This is a genomic window from uncultured Tissierella sp. (genome assembly GCF_902479755.1).
Taxonomy (GTDB): Bacteria; Bacillota; Clostridia; order Tissierellales; family Tissierellaceae; genus Tissierella; species Tissierella carlieri.
In genome coordinates, this window is record NZ_CABSQO010000006.1 from 88,406 (window position 1) to 105,390 (window position 16,985).

Genomic DNA, 16,985 nt, shown 5'->3' on the forward strand with positions numbered 1-16,985 from the left:
GATGGGAAGGTGAGTATATGAAAGATATAGAAATAGCAAAGAAACTTTTGATAGAAGAAGATCAGGCATTAGTAGCAGTAAAAAATGGTGAAGTAGTTTTTAAATCTAAAGATAAGGGGATTAAACCTATGTATATTATAGCTACTGAAATGAAGGCAAAGGTTTATGAGGCTTCATTGGCCGATAGAGTAATTGGTAAAGGAGCAGCTATTTTATGTGGTTATATTGGTATTAAGGAAGTATATACTGATTTGATATCAGAAGGTGGTATTTCTGCCTTAGATAAATATAAGATTCCATATACTGAGAATAAATCTTGTCCATACATTAAAAATAGAGATAAAACTGACTATTGTCCTATAGAGAAGCTTTCACTAGCTATAGAAGACCCTATATTATTGTTACAAGGTATAAAAGAATTTTTCGCATCAATAAGTAAGCAATGATTTAGCTAATTGCATCAATAGATAGACAGGTAATAGCTTTGCTATCCTGTAGAAAGGAGATATTTAATGTACGAAAAAAATAATACTAAGAGATTAATTATAGCAGGATTATTATTAGCAATAGGAGTTATTATTCCAACGATATTTCATACAACAGGAATTCCAGGAAATATATTTTTACCTATGCATGTTCCAGTTTTAATAGGAGGCTTTTTATTACCACCGTATTTAGCATTATTATTAGGTATGTTAACACCTATACTTAATTCTTTGATTACTGGAATGCCGCCATTGTTTCCAATGGCAGTGATTATGATTTTTGAATTAGGTATTTATGGACTTGTAGCTTCAATACTATATAGAAAGTTAGAACTACCTTCTGTAGTTGCATTGATAATATCTATGATAGCTGGAAGGATAATGGCAGGATTAGTAGTGTTTATATTAGCGGCATTTTTTGCAATTGAAATGGACCCTATGATATTTGTCATAGGAGGAGTTACAACTGGAATACCAGGTATTATAATTCAATTAGTTTTGGTACCTAGCTTAGTATATAGTATAGTAAGATATACTACCATAGATTTAGATTAATAGACTAGGGAGGGGTAAAGATGAGTATACTAATTAAAAATATTAAATTAGTACCTATGGATGGGAAGAGTGAATTAATAGAAAGTACAAATATTTATATTGTTGATAATAAGATAATGCATATTGGTGAAATAAGAGAAGATTTACATGTTGAAAAAATTATTGATGGAAACAATAAGATAGCCATGCCTGGGTTAATTAATGCCCATACACATATAGGTATGTCCTTGCTTAGAAATTTTGCCGATGATTTGCCATTGCATGATTGGTTGACTAAAAAGATATGGCCTACGGAAGCGAAATTAAATGCTGATGATATATACTGGGGTTCACTTCTAAGTATGATTGAAATGATTCAAGGCGGTACTACAGCTTTTTGTGATATGTACTTCTTTATGGATGAAGTGGGTAAAGGGCTAGAAGAATCAGGAATGAGAGGGGTACTTACTAGAGGTTTAATCGAAGATGATCAGGCACAAATAAAACTTAATGAGACTAGAGAATTATTTAAAAATTGGAATAGTAGGGGAAATGGAAGAATTAAGGTTATGGTAGCACCTCATGCACCATATACCTGTAGCCCAGATTTTTTAAAAGAGAGTTTTAAACTGGCAAAGGAATTAAACACAGGTATCCATATACATCTTTCCGAGACAAAGAAAGAAGTGGATGATAGTTTTAAACTATATGGCAAATCTCCAATTAAACATGTATATGATTTAGGGATATTTGATACACACACTATTGCTGCTCACTGTGTTCATGTAGATGATAATGATATAGAAATTATGAGGGAAAAGAATGTGTATCCAGTAAATAATCCAGGTAGCAACTTAAAATTAGCTAGTGGATTTGCACCAGTGGATAAGATGTTAAATAGGGGAATTTCAGTTGCACTAGGGACAGATGGTTCTTCATCTAATAATAACTTAAATATGTTTGAAGAAATTAACTTAGCAGCTATTATAAACAAGGCAGTTAATTTAGATGCAGTATCGGTTCCAGCCATATCAGCCCTTGAGATGGCAACTATAAATGGAGCAAAGGCTTTAAATTGGGATAAAGAAATAGGGTCAATAGAATTAGGCAAGAAAGCAGATCTAATATTAATTGATATAGATAAACCTCATCTTTATCCGCATCACAATATAATATCCTCTTTAGCTTATTCAGTCCAAGCTTCAGATGTTGATACAGTTATAGTAGATGGAAAGATAATAATGGAAAAGCGAGAGATAAAGACATTAGATGTAGAAAAGATAAAATTTATGGCAGAAAAGCATGCTAAGGATTTAATTAGAAGATAATAAACTTTATTGAAATATGTTTGCTTTGGATCCAATATAATAGTTATTAAGAAATTAACTTGCTGTGCTAGTAATAAAATTCACTAAGAACATTGATTTTATAAAGCTCAGCAAGTTATATTAATTTTATGCTATAAGATAGAGATCGATTTCACGTTGAGATTTATAAAAAAGGGGGATTTAATGTGAAATATTATAAGAAATTAAAACTAATAACTCTTGTAATATTAATAGTTGTGACTATTAGTGGATGTGATTTTGCTAATGACTATCAAAAGGGTATATTTGATGATGATATTGAGATTATAAAAACTGATGATAGCTTTACATATTTAGAAAAATTAGGGAAAGATGCAGATAACAAAAAAATAATCGAATTCAAATATTTTACAGGAATGGATACTATATATTATATTACAGTTAATGAAGACAGTGAAATCACAATCAACTTTGAATCAAATATCAATAAAGGAGATTTCAAGGTAGTATTGATATCACCAGATTATGAGATTATAACTATCTTGTATGGAACTGATGAGGTTGGTAAAACAATTTCAGTTAAGAAAGGCGAAAGTAGAATAAAGATTATAGGCAAGGAAGCCAGTGGAAAAGTAGGGATGAATATTAAAGCAGATGAGAATGTTGAAATTAAAAGTAAAGAAATGATGGCATTAGAAAAAGATGTAGAAAAGCTGGATAGATTATTTATTAATTTAGAAGAGAGTAATTCCTTAGAAGAAATAATTAGCCAATATTCTCATGATTTAGATGGAGCATATGCAGAAGGATATGGATCATACCTATATAAATCATATACTCAAGAAGGAATAGAAAAATTTATTAGTCTTCTTGCTGAAGAAGAAACAGCAATAATTAAAGGGGTAATAGAGATGTTATTTTCAGAACTAGGTATTCAAGAAAATATTAAGGAAATTAATAGTATTATCGATTATTTGGATGAACTGAAACTAGATGATTTTAACAATAAAGAGTTATTTATTGCTCATTTAATGCTTTCTGAGGCATATATAGTAAAAGACAATATACAATAGAATTATAATATAGTAAACTGGTAAATCTTGTGCTTGTAAATTATATTGGTTAAGATTACTTTATATATTTGTATTATTAGTCAAGATTTTAAAGGAATTTCTACAATTGAAAAAAGAGGGGTAAAGATATTAGATATAGATAAAACAAAGTCTAGAGCAGAAAAACATTCTAGGGATTTAGTTAAAAGATAATAAAATCGTGGAGAACAGACACTATATTGTTTTGTGAATATAATAATCATTAGGACTTTCCTAATGATTATTATATTTTTTTATTAGTTGGCAATAATTTATGATATCGAAAAATCCTAAAGGTGAGAATTATGATTTCAAAGAATCTAGAAGAAAATCGAGAAGAATTAAAGAAAATATTTAAAAATTCTAGCGATCTAATTTTATATGAGCTTGATACCTTATGTAATACTAAGGTAATAGTTGGATATATAGATGGGCTAGTTGATAAAAGCAGATTAAATGATAATTTAATAAAGCCTTTAATCAAAGATTTAATATCTCCTCAAGATGTATTATGTACGATTTTTATTGCAGGTGCAAAAGAGGTATATGATATGAATGAAATTTCATACCCAATGACAACTGGTAATGCTGTGTTATTCATAGAAGGTATGAATGTAGCATATTTGTTCGAATTAAATTTCTGGGAGAAAAGGACAATAGAAGAATCTGGAAATGAAAGGGTAGTTAGAGGACCTAAGGAAGGTTTTATCGAAGATATTAATGTAAATAAGGCCCTTTTAAGGAGAATAATTAGAAATAATAATTTTGTATTTGAAGATTATATTTTAGGTGTACAAACTAATACTCAGATGTCATTGGCTTATATAGATGGTTTAGTGAAGCAAGAGATATTAGATGAATTAAGAAGGAGAATAGAAAATATTAGAATAGATGGAATATTGGATTCAGCATATATACAACGCTATATAGAGGATGCTCCAAAAACAATGATATGTACAATTGGATATACACAAAAGCCTGATGTAACAGCTGGGAAAATTTTAGAAGGAAGGATTGCTATTTTATGTGATGGAAGTCCAGATATATTGACCGTGCCAAAGTTATTTATAGAAGATTTGCAAATGGCTGAGGATTACTATTCAAGACCACAGTATGGAACATTTCTAAGAATTCTAAGAATTTTTGCCTTAATTGCTTCAATAGTATTGCCTGGTTTTTTTGTAGCTCTAAAAACTTTTCATCAAGAAATGATACCTACAAAACTGCTTATGTCTATGGCTAAGAACATAGAAGAAGTACCATTTACAGCTTTTATAGAAGCATTACTTATGCTCTTTTTTATTGAACTAATTAAAGAATCGGGTCTTAGAATACCTAGTAACATAGGTACAGCAGTAACTGTAGTAAGTGGTATAGTAATAGGGCAGACAGCTGTTCAAGCAGGAATAGTTGGCCCTCTAATGGTTATAGTCATTGCAATTACAGGTATATCAGAATTTATAGTTCCACAGCAGAGAGAAATAATAGTTATTTATAGACTAATATTACTTTTTCTAGGGGGATCATTAGGATTATATGGTGTAGTCTGTGGCATAGTAGTAATGATAATTCATCTTATTTCATTAAAATCCTTTGGAGTTCCTTATATGTATCCTATAGCTCCATATGATAGAGAAGGTATGAAAGATTTTATTTTTATGAGATCCATAAAGGAGATGGATTATAGGCCTAGGGCTATAGTTAATAAAAATGCAAGGAAAAGGAATGATATAGATGAAAAAAAATGAGAGATTTCTAATTACAGCAATATATTTAATAGTAACTTCTCTAATCCTTACATCTTGCACTGAAACCCATGAACTACAGACTCTAGCTATAGTTACGGCTACAGGAATTGATTTGGAAAATGATAAGGTGATAATAACATGTGAAATAGTAGACCCTACATCTAATGGCTCATCTAATAGCTCATCATCCGACTTTACTTATTCTCAAGGAAATATAGTATTTGCTCAAGGTATGGGTAAAACAGTATTTGAGGCAATCAGAGATGTAACTTTGCATTTTGATAGAAAATTATTTTTTTCTCATTCTAATATCCTTATATTTGGAGAAGAATTCGCCAAGAAAGGTATCACTGGATTCTTAGATTTATTTCTAAGAGATTATGAACCAAGAGAGAGTGCATACATACTAGTTGCTAAGGAAGCTAAGGCCTATGAAGTAATGGGAGTGAAGGGAGAGCTTAGTGAATCTGCTGGGGCCTACTTAAAGGATATCTTAGATAATTTTCAGTACAATGGAAAATGTTTGAGTGTAAGTATGGCTGAATATTTTAGATATTACTATGAAATAAGTAATGAGCCTGTTATAGGAGTTGTACAGAGACTAGAAAAAAGAGTAATAGATGAAGAAAGGCGTAGAAATATGCCTATGAAATCAATATTAGACGTATCTGGCGGAGCCGTATTGAAGAGAGATTATTTAGTGGGATACTTTGATGGAGATGAAATACTTGGCTTTAACTTTATTGTAGATCGTGTAAAAGGAGGAGGAATTGTATTTAATACTCCTGAGAGATTAAATAATGGGAAGGCCATTATTGGAAATGAGGAAAAATTTACTACAGTAGAAATACTAAATTCAAAAACTAAAAATAATATTGAGATATCTAATGGACAAATACATTTAAATATTAACATAAAGTTAAGAGGATCATTAGCTGAAGAAAATAAAGCAGTTGATATAAGTGATTCTGAAACTCTTAAAGAACTTGAAAAATCTTGTTCTGAAAAAGTAAAAAGTCTTGTTTCAGCAACTATGGATAAAGGACAAAAGGAATTCAAGCAAGATAATTTCAGTATCGGGACAACAGTACATCGCCAATATCCAGAGATATGGAAAGATATAGCTGAAGACTGGAATAACATTTTTCCAGATATATCTTATAGCATCAATGTAGAAACAGATATAGTAAAGGCTGGAATTATTAATGTGCCTAGTAACCTAAGAAGAAGGAGATAATAAGGATGAGTGAAAAGATTTCATCAAGGCAAGCAAGCTTACTTATTACTATTAATAGAATAACAACTATAATTACTATTATGCCTACAATATATATAGGTCCAGCTAATCAGGATATATGGATAGTTATTATAGTATCTTTTTTCTATACCATCTTATCATCTATTCCCTTATTATTTTTATCTAATAGATTCAATGAACTTACAATTATTGGATATTTGGAAAAGATATTGGGTAAAGTTTTAGGGAAGATTATGGGGGTGCTTTATGGAATTTTTTTTGCAACCATATCAATTTTATTTTCTTATACAGCTATTCAAATGATAAGAACTTCATTCCTGACAAATACAAAACCAATTATAACTATAATATTTCTAATAGGCAGCTGCATATATGTTGCCTCTAAAGGGGGGGAAGCTTTATTTAGAGGGGCAGAATTATTTGTTCCAATAATTATAACTTCAGTCATCATTTTTGTTCTTCTAGGATATAATAGCATAGATTTAAAAATATTACTGCCTATATATAAAGATTCTAATTTTCTAGATATTAATATTGGTGCAATAGAATTATCCCTTATATTTGTTGATATATCTATAATAAGTATGATTACCCCAAAACTCGAAAATAAGAAAGCTATAAATAAAATTTTTACTAAAGCCGTCTTTTATTCTTTATTATTTGCACTACTAGTAGTAGTGGCAACTCAAGCATCATTAGGAATAGAGCAAGCTAAACACTCGAACTTTCCATTTTTAAATTATATTAGGCGTATTAAAACCTACTCTATTTTTGAAAGACTAGAGTCTGTTTATACACTTATATGGATAATTGCTATGATGGGTAAGATTACTGCATATCTTTATATTTCCAGTGAGGCCTTTAAAGAAATATTTAGGAAAAAAGGAAAAAATATAATATTATACATTATTGGAGTAATTAGTATTTTGATAACTTATTATATTGCTGAGTTTAAGCCCATATTAATAGAGTTAAAACCAATAAGATTGTCAGAATATATTTACTATTTTATTTTCAAGACTTTCATACCCTTAGTAATAATGATAGTATACTTCTTTAGAAGAAGTTCCTTTGGAAAACATGAGAGACTTGGAAATTAGTTGTTTAAAGGAAGAGTTATTATAACTTCTGTCCCTTCTCCATATTTACTTTTTATATCTATTGTTCCATTGTGTGCTTCAACTATAGATTTTACAATAGATAAACCAAGTCCAGTTCCGCCAGTGTTTTTGTTTCTTGAATTATCAGACCTATAAAATCTGTCGAATATAAATGGCAGATTTTTTTCTTCTATTCCTATGCCATTGTCAGCTACTTTAATAATGCTATTATCTTTATTACTTATAAGAGTTATAAAAACCTTACCTCCTTCATCAAGATATTTAATGGAGTTTGATAATAGATTATACATTATTTGTTTAAGTTTATCTCTATCCATGGTGATGTTAATATTATCCTCTATGCTAGTTTCAATGCAAAAGTCTTCTTTTGTATATAGGGGAATAAATGTTGTAATAGTATCTCGAAGTTCTTTAGACATATCAAATCTAGTCTTATTTAGAACTAGATCTAGTTCTTCCGACCTAAAGGAATTTTTAAGATCATCAACTAAAGTAGATAATCTATCGATTTCTTTCATTAGAATATTCAAATGATCTTCATTAGGCTCCCATATTCCATCAATAATAGCTTCTAGATGACTTTTGAGGGTAGCTAAAGGAGTTCTAAGTTCATGGGAAATATCAGAAGCATATTTTTTTCTTATATTTTCTTGTTTGGCCAAAGTTTCACCAAGATAATTAATTGAATCTGATAATTCTAGAATTTCTACTGTACTAGTATTTACATTAGATTTTCTGTTAAGATTACCTTTGCGCATTTCAACTGCTGTATTTCTAATTTCTAATAAAGGATTAGTTAGAGATTTAGACAGCATAGCACTTGTTCCTAGTCCAAGGAAGATTGTGAATATAGCTGAAATAAAGAATGATTTAGTTAAGGTATCTTTAAAAATAATTGCAGATTCAGTTAAATAAGCATTATCAATATATCCTATAATTAATTTTCCCACCTCATCATTTCCTTCAAGTAATGGGCAGGATTTTTCTATATAATTTCCCTCAGGAATGTTGTGCATCCTCATCATCCTTCTATGCATCCCACCCATTCCTTCCATACCATTTCCATTATTAGAAGTATACAATATGTTATCATTTAAATCTCTTATTTCAATATATACATTTTCTAAGGATGCATAGGAGTTAATTTCTCTTTGATATAAGACATATCCATTCTTATTATATAAATCATTAATTTCATCACATATTTTCTGAAGTTTACTCTGCTGCTCTTCAGCAAGATAATTTTCAAATTTATTATTTATCATTAGATTTGATATAAAGCTAATGATTATAATAGACACAAGAATTGAAAATATGAAGTTAAGAGTAAGTTTTTTAGAAAGTTTCATATATATTCCTCCAATAATTGTTAAAGAACACATTAAAATTATGTGTACAGGTAATTTTTTGTTATAGTATAGTTATATTATAACAGTTAATCTTGAAGTCATTATGAAGAAGTTAAAGATAATTTTAATTTTCTCCATATTTTCTTCACATTTTATAGCTATAATGAAGCTATAGAATGAAAGGAGAGGTTATTGTGAAAAAATCATTAGTAGTAGGAGCTTTAGTGTTAAGTCTAGGAATTGGTTCTTTAGTTGCATATGCTGATACAACGAAAACACCAAGTATAGTTTCTGGAAATAGAAATACAAACTTCAATATAGAAGATAGAGAAGCATGGTTTAAGGAAAGAACTGAATTTAAGAAGGAACAAATAAAAAAGGCTCTTGAAAGTGGATTAATAACAGAAGAAGAAGCAAAGGCGTGGGAAGAGCATTTTGAAGAAATGGAAGAATTCCATAATAAAAATGGATTCATGCCAGGTGGTTGTGGTGGAAAAGGCTTTGGAATGGGAAGAGGAATGGGCATGATGAGAGGTAATAGTTGGGCAAGATAAATTCGGAGGCAGGTGAGGCAATTTGTTAAAATGGATTAAAAAAATGCTAGATAAACTTGCAAAGGCTAATAAAGAATCTTTTGGAGAACAACCATTGGATTATTGCCAATTAAGCAAAAACAAATAAACAATAACTACACTTTTTGATATCAAAAAGTGTAGTTATTGTTTTCCTATCCCAAATTTATATCCAGCTCCATAAACAGTATGGATGTATTCGGGGGATTTTGGATTAGTTTCAATTTTTTGTCTAATATTTTTTATATGAGTATCGATGGTTCTATCAAATCCTTCGTATTCATGACCAAGGGAAAATTCAATCAATTGATCTCTTGAAAGTACATGATTTGGGTTAGATACAAGGGCTAATAAAATTTTGAACTCATTTGTTGTAAAGCTAATATTTTCATTGTTTTTTCTGACTGTCATTTTGTCTACTTCAATTTCTAAATCGCCATTATTGAAACTAAGTTTTTCAGCTGAAGGTCTAGAATTAGGATAAGATCTTCTAAGTAATGCTTTCACTCGGCCAATCAGTTCTCTGGGACTAAAGGGCTTTAATACATAATCATCAGCCCCTATGGATAAACCTTCGATTCTATCGTCTTCATGAGTTTTTGCAGTCAGCATTATAATTGGCACATTAGATACAGATCTTATTTTCTTACATACTTCTTCACCTGAAACTTTGGGTATCATCAAGTCTAGTATAATTAAGTGAATATCATTATTATTAAACAAGTTCAAGGCAATCTCTCCATCATTAGCCAAAAACACATTAAATTCTTCTTTGATTAAATACGCTTTAATAACATCTGAAATATTTTTTTCATCTTCTACTAATAAAATATTTGTGTAATTCAAATTTAATCACCTCATATTCATATTACCCAAAAATAATATAAATAAAAAATAAAAAAATGCTTTATTTTTAAGAACTATTATGCTATACTTGAATATAATATTTAAAACATACTAAAATGCTATGAATTGGTAAAGTAAATTATATAGAGTATTTCAGAGAGGATTCTATTGGTGAAAGGAATCTATACAATATATATTTGAAGTGCACTAAGGAGCATGGAGTCGAAAACTATAGTAGACTTATACGGTTGTTCCCGTTATAGAACTAGAGTATGAAAGTACTTGAATCGAGCTGGGGATTACCCCAAGCAGAGTGGAACCGCGAAACTTACCTTTTGCCTCTGTATATTTATTTATACATGGGTAAAAGGTTTTTTTAATTTAACTTAAAAGTATACAAAGAAGGTGATAAAAATTTCGGAGGAATTTTACCTATAGATGAGGATAAACTAAAAGTATGTTTTATTTATAAGAAATAAAATTTCTAGTGACTTATTATTTTAAATTGTAAACTATGAATTGAATAAAGGGAGGTAGCAAAATGATATTAAATAATATTGGAGAATTGGTGGGAAATACACCAATTGTAAGACTAAATAATATGAAAAAAGAAGGAATGGCAGAGATACTTGTAAAAATTGAGTCCTTTAATCCTTCTGGTAGTGTAAAGGATAGGGCGGCTTTATATATGATAGAAGCAGCTGAAAGAGAGGGACTTTTAACTAAAGGTGGAACAATAATTGAACCTACAAGTGGAAATACAGGTGTTGGTTTGGCTATGATGGGAGCTGCAAAAGGATACAATGTAATTTTAGTTATGCCTGATACTATGAGTATAGAGAGAAGAAAACTAATGCAAGCCTATGGTGCAAAAATTATTTTAACCGAAGGCAAATATGGAATGGCAGGATCCGTAGAATTAGCAGAAGGATTAGCTAGAGATAATAATTATTTTATGCCAAATCAATTTGCAAATAAAAATAATTTAATGGCTCATTATGAAACAACTGGTATAGAAATACTTAAGGCCACTGATGGGAATATAGATGCCTTTGTGGCAGGAGTTGGAACAGGTGGAACTATATCAGGAGCAGGAAAAAGACTAAAAGAATATAATAAGGATATATTGCTTATAGCAGTTCAGCCAGCTAAATCTCCAGTTCTAACAGGAGGGCAGCCAAGTGGTCATAAGATACAAGGTATAGGTGCAAACTTTATACCTGATATATTTGATAATGATATAGTAGATGAAATACTAAGTATTGATGAAGAAACTGCATATTCATATGCAAGGAAATTGGCAGCAGAAGAAGGGATTCTATGTGGAATTTCATCAGGAGCAAATCTGGCTGCTGCAAATATAATAGCTAAAAGACTAGGTGAAGGTAAAATAGTATTAACAGTCCTTCCTGATACTGGTGAAAGGTATTTATCTACTGACTTATTTAATGGAGAGTGATTCTATGTTTAAGTTTCTCATAGAAGAAGGAAAAAACATATTGGAAAAAGATCCTGCAGCTAAAAGTCTTTTTACAGCTATGTTTTTCTACCCAAGTTTAAAGGCAATATTTTATCATAAGATTGCATATAAACTATATAAGAAGAAGAGATTTGTGCTCTCTTGGATAATATCTCAGCGAGCTAGGAGAATAACTGGCATTGAGATACATCCTGGAGCTAAAATTGGAGAGAAATTGTTTATAGACCATGGAATGGGTGTAGTAATAGGTGAAACTGCTGAAATAGGAAATAATGTACTAATGTATCATGGTGTGACTCTGGGAGGAATAGGCGGAGAAAAGGGGGCTAAAAGGCATCCTACCATAGAAGATGACGTTATCATTGGTGCAGGGGCTAAGATACTTGGACCTATAACCATTGGAAAGGGAGCTAAAATAGGAGCAAATTCTGTAGTATTAGAAGATGTTCCACCATATTCTACGGCAGTAGGAGCTCCAGCTAGAGTAGTTAAAAAAAGAAATTATGGATATATTTATGTCGTGTAAATAATATTAAATTTTATTGTTTACAATATAATATTCTAGAGTATAATATATATAATATAGGACTAACAATGAACAAGAATAGTAATCATAATAAAGATCTAAAGAGAGCTAGGGATGGTGAGAACTTAGCGATACTATTATGATGAATGGACTTGGGAGTATATATCTGAAATAATTAGGATATAGGGTTAATCACCCTTAAAGGATTAAAGTTGGCTTTTAGCAAAAAGAGTGGTACCGCGGAAATTACCCTTTCGTCTCTTTAATTAGAGATGAAAGGGTTTTTTTATGACCTAACACAACGAACGCTAGTGAGTTGATGTAGGTCAAACGCAATGAGCACCAAATTTGCACGACCATTAGGGAGTGAACAAATTTGAGTTGCGAAACTGCGGAAAATGACCTAACACAACGAACGCTAGGTCCTATCGGACACCACTGAATTATGCCCTACGGGGTAGATAAAGGTTGTGAGTTGATGTAGAGTCAGTACATTAAGAAATGTGAATTGTGCAAGCGGCCTATGTCTATGAATTATGAATTGAATTATAGGAGGGACTATTATGGAAAAGAAAATTGTATTTAGTGGAGTGCAGCCTTCAGGAGCACTAACTATAGGGAATTATATAGGAGCTATAAAAAACTGGGTAGAGCTACAAGATGAATATGATTGCTACTACTGTATAGTTGACATGCATGCTATTACAGTACCTCAAGTACCTAAAGACCTTAGAAAAAACACATTAGATGTCTTAGCTTTATATCTGGCTTGTGGAATAGATCCAGATAAAAGTACTTTATTTGTCCAATCTCATGTACCAGCCCATGCAGAATTAACTTGGGTATTAAATAGTATATCTTATATGGGACAATTAAATAGAATGACTCAATATAAAGAGAAATCTAAGAAATCTGAGGAGAATCTAAATGCAGCATTATTTACTTATCCAGTTTTAATGGCTTCAGATATACTTTTATATCAAACTGATTTAGTGCCTGTAGGAGAGGACCAAAAACAACATTTAGAATTAGCTAGAGATTTGGCAATAAGATTTAATAATAAATATAGTGATACTTTCAAGGTGCCAGAGCCACTAATAAAGGAATTCGGGGCTAGAATAATGAGTCTTCAAAATCCAGAGGCAAAGATGAGTAAATCTGATTCAGATGAAAATGGATATATATTGATTCTAGATAATAAAGATGTCATAAGAAGAAAAGTAAAAAGAGCTGTTACAGATTCTTTAGGAGCAATGGCATATAATGATGAACAGCTGGGGCTAAAGAACCTATTAACAATTTATAGCATATTTTCAAATGAGGAAATACCACAAATAGTAAATCGTTATGAAGGGCAAGGCTATGGAAAATTTAAAGAAGATTTAGCAGAGGTAGTAGTTAATGGACTTTCACCTATTCATGATAAGTTTGAATATCTGATAAAAAATAAAGATTATCTAGAAAAGATATATAAAGATGGGGCAGAAAAAGCTGAGTATCAAGCCATGAAAACCCTTAGAAAGGTTTATAAAAAGATAGGATTTATAGCAAGGTAGGGAGAACTTATGGAACTGATAAAACATTTTTTTAGAGGTACTCCAGATGGATATGTATTTCCTATCTGGAGTTTGACTCATTTGGTAATTATTTTAGTTGCATTTCTAGGAATTCAATTTATATTATTGAATCAAAGAAAACTCAGAAATCCTCTGATAGGAAGAAAATTTAAGCTTTTAATGATTATTATTTTATTTTTGCAGCAAATAATATTATATCTTTGGTACAGTTTTTCGGGATATGGTACTATAAAAGAAAGTTTACCACTATATAATTGTAGAATTGCTATCATTTTTATAATACTTGCTTTTATAACAGATAAAAAAATATTTAAAAATGTTGGATGCTACTGGGGATTTATAGGATCTATATTAGTTCTAATGATGCCTGTTGATTTATATCCCTTCTCATTTCCTCATTATACAAATATTTCCTATTTCTTAGGACATATTGGGTTGTTATGGTCTACAGTATATATTTTAGCGGTAGATCAATATAGGATAGATAGAAATAGTTTAAAATCAATATTGTATTTTACTAATACTTATAATTTACTAATTTATATATTTAATAAAGCAACTAATTCTAATTATTGCTATTTAAATAAAGCCCCTTTTGCCGCTGCATTTTTTGAAAAATACATGTCACCTAGAACATATAGTTTAACAGCATTTTTTGCCTTTAATATATTTATGATTTTAGTATATTTTATAGCAAAAACTATATATAAAGCATTAGAGATAGATGAAGAATTGGTTGAATCTACTTTATAAGGAAAAGTATAAAAATCAAGCTATAATTATAGCTTGATTTTTATACTTTAAGTTTTTATATGTATAAAAAGGGGTAAATAGAATATAATGTAAAAAATATTAAAAGATGAGAATAAAGAAGTTATTCTATGTATTTAAAAGAAAGGAGAAATTATGAAAACAAGTATAGATTGGAACATAATTAAATCTAAACTAATTAAATACATAAAAAAGTTAATAATTATGATATTGATTACAATTGTAATAACTTTCATATTAAGTAGGTTTACTAATCTAGGCTTTAAGAACTTGTTAGAATATGCTTCTCTTGCAATAATATGTGTAGGAGCATTATCAGTACTTGGTGGCAGTAAAATGGTAATGAATACCCAATATAACTATCAAAAATTTTCTACTGGGAGAACTAATCCAACAAAGAGTGATTTGAGTTTAATTCCTGATAGTTATAGATTTTGTATATTTATGGGTATTTCAGGAACCATTATTTACCTTATTAGTTTAATTTTCTAATTTAATGAAAAAACAGAGTAAAGAATTAAGCCACTTATGTCTTATTAATTTTTATCATATTTATGATCTTTAGCCCATTCAATAATTTTATTAGTTGTTTGTAATTCATTATCATTATAAAATACTGCCTCATAAACTCTATTTCTATGCTCGTAAAGAGGGTCATAATATTTTATTATCAGTTCCTCTATTACTGGTTTATAATCATGTTCTCCAATTAGTTTTATATATTTATCAATATTACTATCTCCCAAATATTTTCTTAGATTATGGAGTGAGGTTATAAGTTCATTATCTGTATCATGAACATATTCCTTCAAAAGATTATTTACTCTTGTTTCTATATTAGCTTCAATCTTTACATTTATTCCATTGTTTATGGCATTATACAAATAATTAGGTATTATATCTTTACCTATTCTTTTACTTTCACCTTCTACAAAAACAAAATTTGTCTTTCTATTTTTTAAGGATTTGTATACAAGACTTTCAAACATTTTTTGACTGTTTTGTTCACCAAGACCAACACTACCAAGGATAGAACCTCTATGATTAGCACAACCTTCCAAATCAAGAGTATCCAAGCCTTGACTTCCCAGAGATTTTAAAATATTAGTTTTACCTGTCCCAGTATTCCCATAAAGGACTATAAATTTTATGTTTTCTACTACTGTTGGTAGGTGATCATTGACATATTTTCTATACCCCTTATATCCACAATCCAGTTTAGTGGCATTTATTCCAAGGGTTTTAAAAAGAGAAACCAATGAGCTGCTTCTAAATCCACCTCTAGCACAGAAAAATATAAGATTATTATATTCCTTATCGAGTTCAGAGACCCTATCATAAATACTTGGAAGATTTTTTGCTGCAGTTGCTATACCAATTTTCTTTGCTATTTCAATACTTTCTTGTTTATAGATTGTACCTATTAATTCTCTTTCCTTATCATCAAAAATAGGGATGTTAACAGATCCTGGTATTGTTTCTAATGTATATTCGTGGGGGGATCTAACATCAATTAATACATAATTTTCATCTAGTCTATTTTGATCTATATCTTCATAATTAATAATTTTAAACATATAATTCCCTTCTTCTATTAAATAATTTAAATACCTATACATTATACCATTAGTTTTATCTATAGCAGAGAAAATAATATAAATAAATTTAATTTTATAAGTGGTTTTAATGATAACTATAGAATACTATAGTATAAAGTCGCATTGGGAAGGGGGGGATACTTATGTATGAAAAGGCTTTTAAGAAGTTGTTTTGGGGATATATCTTCATATTTATTAATCTAAGAATTTCTGGAGTTGATATATTACCAGACTCTATAGGTTATATTATTATTTTACAAGGAATAAAGATGTTATTGCCTAATAGCGAACATTTTACTATGGCAATGAAATATAATTATCCATTAATAGTTTTATCATTATTTTCAATTTATCAAAATAATATTAGAGATGGATATTTCACATTGCCGCAATCTAGTCTAATAGGTACTATAGTTGGTATAGCTTCAACTGTTTTATCTTTACTACTCATGTATAATTTGCTTGTTGGAATTAAAGAGATGTGCAGAAAAAACAATATAATAGATTTATCTAATACGGCTGATGAGCTATGGAATTATTATTGGAAGGTTCTATTGGCAGTATTTCTAGCAATACCTATAGCATTGATTCCTGTAATAGGTATTATATATTTAATAGTGGTTATCATAATAGCTATAGTTGTAAATATTAAGATTTTGAAATTATTCTGGGATATCTCAGAGCGTTTTAATATTGATAAAGTTATTAACTAAAGGTAGATA

18 protein-coding genes and 2 other annotated features are annotated in these 16,985 nt (G+C 29.8%); of the genes, 15 read left to right on the forward strand and 3 right to left on the reverse strand.

Features of this window, described 5'->3' with window-relative positions; all coding sequences use genetic code 11:
• Positions 1-17 precede the first annotated feature (17 nt).
• The 7 genes from RDK80_RS05080 to RDK80_RS05110 all read left to right on the forward strand — a co-directional run bounded on the left by RDK80_RS05080 (position 18) and on the right by RDK80_RS05110 (position 7,523).
• On the forward strand, positions 18-446 hold the full coding sequence (locus RDK80_RS05080) for a DUF1893 domain-containing protein (protein WP_094899187.1): 429 nt from the start codon (positions 18-20) through the stop codon (positions 444-446).
• A gap of 66 nt (positions 447-512) precedes the next feature.
• The gene (locus RDK80_RS05085; protein ID WP_094899162.1) at positions 513-1,040 is read left to right on the forward strand and encodes an ECF transporter S component; all 528 of its coding nucleotides are present in this window, start codon (positions 513-515) and stop codon (positions 1,038-1,040) included.
• A 20-nt stretch (positions 1,041-1,060) separates the two neighbouring features.
• Positions 1,061-2,347, forward strand: a complete 1,287-nt coding sequence (locus RDK80_RS05090) for an amidohydrolase (RefSeq protein WP_308523674.1) — start codon at positions 1,061-1,063, stop codon at positions 2,345-2,347.
• Between the two features lie 185 nt (positions 2,348-2,532).
• A complete protein-coding gene (locus RDK80_RS05095; protein ID WP_308523675.1) occupies positions 2,533-3,399 on the forward strand; it encodes a hypothetical protein in 867 nt (288 codons plus the stop codon).
• A 323-nt stretch (positions 3,400-3,722) separates the two neighbouring features.
• Entirely contained in the window at positions 3,723-5,165 is a 1,443-nt protein-coding gene (locus RDK80_RS05100; protein WP_308523676.1) for a spore germination protein, read from the forward strand.
• Complete coding sequence (locus RDK80_RS05105; protein WP_308523677.1) at positions 5,152-6,402, forward strand: Ger(x)C family spore germination protein; 1,251 nt, start codon at positions 5,152-5,154, stop codon at positions 6,400-6,402. The genes RDK80_RS05100 and RDK80_RS05105 overlap by 14 nt, the downstream gene beginning before the upstream one ends.
• 5 nt (positions 6,403-6,407) lie before the next feature.
• Positions 6,408-7,523: a GerAB/ArcD/ProY family transporter gene (locus RDK80_RS05110; RefSeq protein ID WP_308523678.1), complete on the forward strand. Its 1,116-nt coding sequence runs from the start codon at positions 6,408-6,410 to the stop codon at positions 7,521-7,523.
• On the opposite strand, the gene RDK80_RS05115 is transcribed toward RDK80_RS05110, so the two are convergent.
• Positions 7,520-8,893 carry an ATP-binding protein gene (locus RDK80_RS05115; protein WP_308523679.1) on the reverse strand — a complete coding sequence of 458 codons (1,374 nt, stop codon included), beginning with the start codon at positions 8,891-8,893 and terminating at the stop codon, positions 7,520-7,522. The two genes, RDK80_RS05110 and RDK80_RS05115, sit on opposite strands and share 4 nt — an antisense overlap.
• A 194-nt stretch (positions 8,894-9,087) precedes the next feature.
• On the opposite strand from RDK80_RS05115, the gene RDK80_RS05120 reads away from it, so the two are divergent.
• Together RDK80_RS05120 and RDK80_RS05125 are read left to right on the forward strand one after the other, a co-directional pair.
• On the forward strand, positions 9,088-9,447 hold the full coding sequence (locus RDK80_RS05120) for a DUF2680 domain-containing protein (protein ID WP_308523680.1): 360 nt from the start codon (positions 9,088-9,090) through the stop codon (positions 9,445-9,447).
• A 22-nt stretch (positions 9,448-9,469) separates the two neighbouring features.
• On the forward strand, positions 9,470-9,574 hold the full coding sequence (locus RDK80_RS05125; RefSeq protein ID WP_308523681.1) for an LDCC motif putative metal-binding protein: 105 nt from the start codon (positions 9,470-9,472) through the stop codon (positions 9,572-9,574).
• Between the two features lie 35 nt (positions 9,575-9,609).
• Here the strand turns inward: RDK80_RS05125 and RDK80_RS05130 are convergent, their stop codons facing one another.
• Positions 9,610-10,311, reverse strand: a complete 702-nt coding sequence (locus tag RDK80_RS05130; RefSeq protein WP_308523682.1) for a response regulator transcription factor — start codon at positions 10,309-10,311, stop codon at positions 9,610-9,612.
• A 112-nt stretch (positions 10,312-10,423) separates the two neighbouring features.
• Positions 10,424-10,657: a binding site (T-box leader), on the forward strand.
• Between the two features lie 195 nt (positions 10,658-10,852).
• Between RDK80_RS05130 and cysK the strand changes: the two genes are divergently transcribed.
• The 5 genes from cysK (at position 10,853) to RDK80_RS05155 (ending at position 15,157) form a co-directional block, all read left to right on the forward strand.
• Positions 10,853-11,770, forward strand: a complete 918-nt coding sequence (gene cysK, locus RDK80_RS05135) for a cysteine synthase A (RefSeq protein ID WP_308523683.1) — start codon at positions 10,853-10,855, stop codon at positions 11,768-11,770.
• Positions 11,771-11,774: 4 nt separating this feature from the next.
• Positions 11,775-12,317: a serine O-acetyltransferase EpsC gene (gene epsC, locus RDK80_RS05140; RefSeq protein WP_308523684.1), complete on the forward strand. Its 543-nt coding sequence runs from the start codon at positions 11,775-11,777 to the stop codon at positions 12,315-12,317.
• Positions 12,318-12,376: 59 nt separating this feature from the next.
• Positions 12,377-12,582 (forward strand) — a binding site (T-box leader).
• Between the two features lie 298 nt (positions 12,583-12,880).
• A complete protein-coding gene (gene trpS, locus RDK80_RS05145; protein WP_216561899.1) occupies positions 12,881-13,873 on the forward strand; it encodes a tryptophan--tRNA ligase in 993 nt (330 codons plus the stop codon).
• Positions 13,874-13,882: 9 nt separating this feature from the next.
• The gene (locus RDK80_RS05150; RefSeq protein WP_308523685.1) at positions 13,883-14,647 is read left to right on the forward strand and encodes a TIGR02206 family membrane protein; all 765 of its coding nucleotides are present in this window, start codon (positions 13,883-13,885) and stop codon (positions 14,645-14,647) included.
• A gap of 153 nt (positions 14,648-14,800) precedes the next feature.
• Positions 14,801-15,157 (forward strand): hypothetical protein, encoded by a 357-nt coding sequence (locus RDK80_RS05155; protein ID WP_216561903.1) that lies wholly within the window; start codon positions 14,801-14,803, stop codon positions 15,155-15,157.
• A 44-nt stretch (positions 15,158-15,201) separates the two neighbouring features.
• Here the strand turns inward: RDK80_RS05155 and mnmH are convergent, their stop codons facing one another.
• A complete protein-coding gene (gene mnmH, locus RDK80_RS05160; protein ID WP_308523686.1) occupies positions 15,202-16,242 on the reverse strand; it encodes a tRNA 2-selenouridine(34) synthase MnmH in 1,041 nt (346 codons plus the stop codon).
• 164 nt (positions 16,243-16,406) lie between these two features.
• Between mnmH and RDK80_RS05165 the strand changes: the two genes are divergently transcribed.
• A complete protein-coding gene (locus RDK80_RS05165; RefSeq protein WP_308523687.1) occupies positions 16,407-16,976 on the forward strand; it encodes a hypothetical protein in 570 nt (189 codons plus the stop codon).
• Positions 16,977-16,985: the final 9 nt, after the last annotated feature.

Excerpts from the sequence above, each read along its gene's own strand:
- trpS (WP_216561899.1), top strand. The coding sequence starts at position 12,881 with ATGGAAAAGAAAATTGTATTTAGTGGAGTGCAGCCTTCAGGAGCACTA.
- RDK80_RS05155 (WP_216561903.1), top strand. The coding sequence starts at position 14,801 with ATGAAAACAAGTATAGATTGGAACATAATTAAATCTAAACTAATTAAA.
- epsC (WP_308523684.1), top strand. The coding sequence starts at position 11,775 with ATGTTTAAGTTTCTCATAGAAGAAGGAAAAAACATATTGGAAAAAGAT.
- mnmH (WP_308523686.1), bottom strand. The coding sequence starts at position 16,242 with ATGTTTAAAATTATTAATTATGAAGATATAGATCAAAATAGACTAGAT.
- RDK80_RS05165 (WP_308523687.1), top strand. The coding sequence starts at position 16,407 with ATGTATGAAAAGGCTTTTAAGAAGTTGTTTTGGGGATATATCTTCATA.
- RDK80_RS05085 (WP_094899162.1), top strand. The coding sequence starts at position 513 with ATGTACGAAAAAAATAATACTAAGAGATTAATTATAGCAGGATTATTA.
- cysK (WP_308523683.1), top strand. The coding sequence starts at position 10,853 with ATGATATTAAATAATATTGGAGAATTGGTGGGAAATACACCAATTGTA.
- RDK80_RS05105 (WP_308523677.1), top strand. The coding sequence starts at position 5,152 with ATGAAAAAAAATGAGAGATTTCTAATTACAGCAATATATTTAATAGTA.
- RDK80_RS05100 (WP_308523676.1), top strand. The coding sequence starts at position 3,723 with ATGATTTCAAAGAATCTAGAAGAAAATCGAGAAGAATTAAAGAAAATA.
- RDK80_RS05150 (WP_308523685.1), top strand. The coding sequence starts at position 13,883 with ATGGAACTGATAAAACATTTTTTTAGAGGTACTCCAGATGGATATGTA.
- RDK80_RS05090 (WP_308523674.1), top strand. The coding sequence starts at position 1,061 with ATGAGTATACTAATTAAAAATATTAAATTAGTACCTATGGATGGGAAG.
- RDK80_RS05080 (WP_094899187.1), top strand. The coding sequence starts at position 18 with ATGAAAGATATAGAAATAGCAAAGAAACTTTTGATAGAAGAAGATCAG.
- RDK80_RS05110 (WP_308523678.1), top strand. The coding sequence starts at position 6,408 with ATGAGTGAAAAGATTTCATCAAGGCAAGCAAGCTTACTTATTACTATT.
- RDK80_RS05115 (WP_308523679.1), bottom strand. The coding sequence starts at position 8,893 with ATGAAACTTTCTAAAAAACTTACTCTTAACTTCATATTTTCAATTCTT.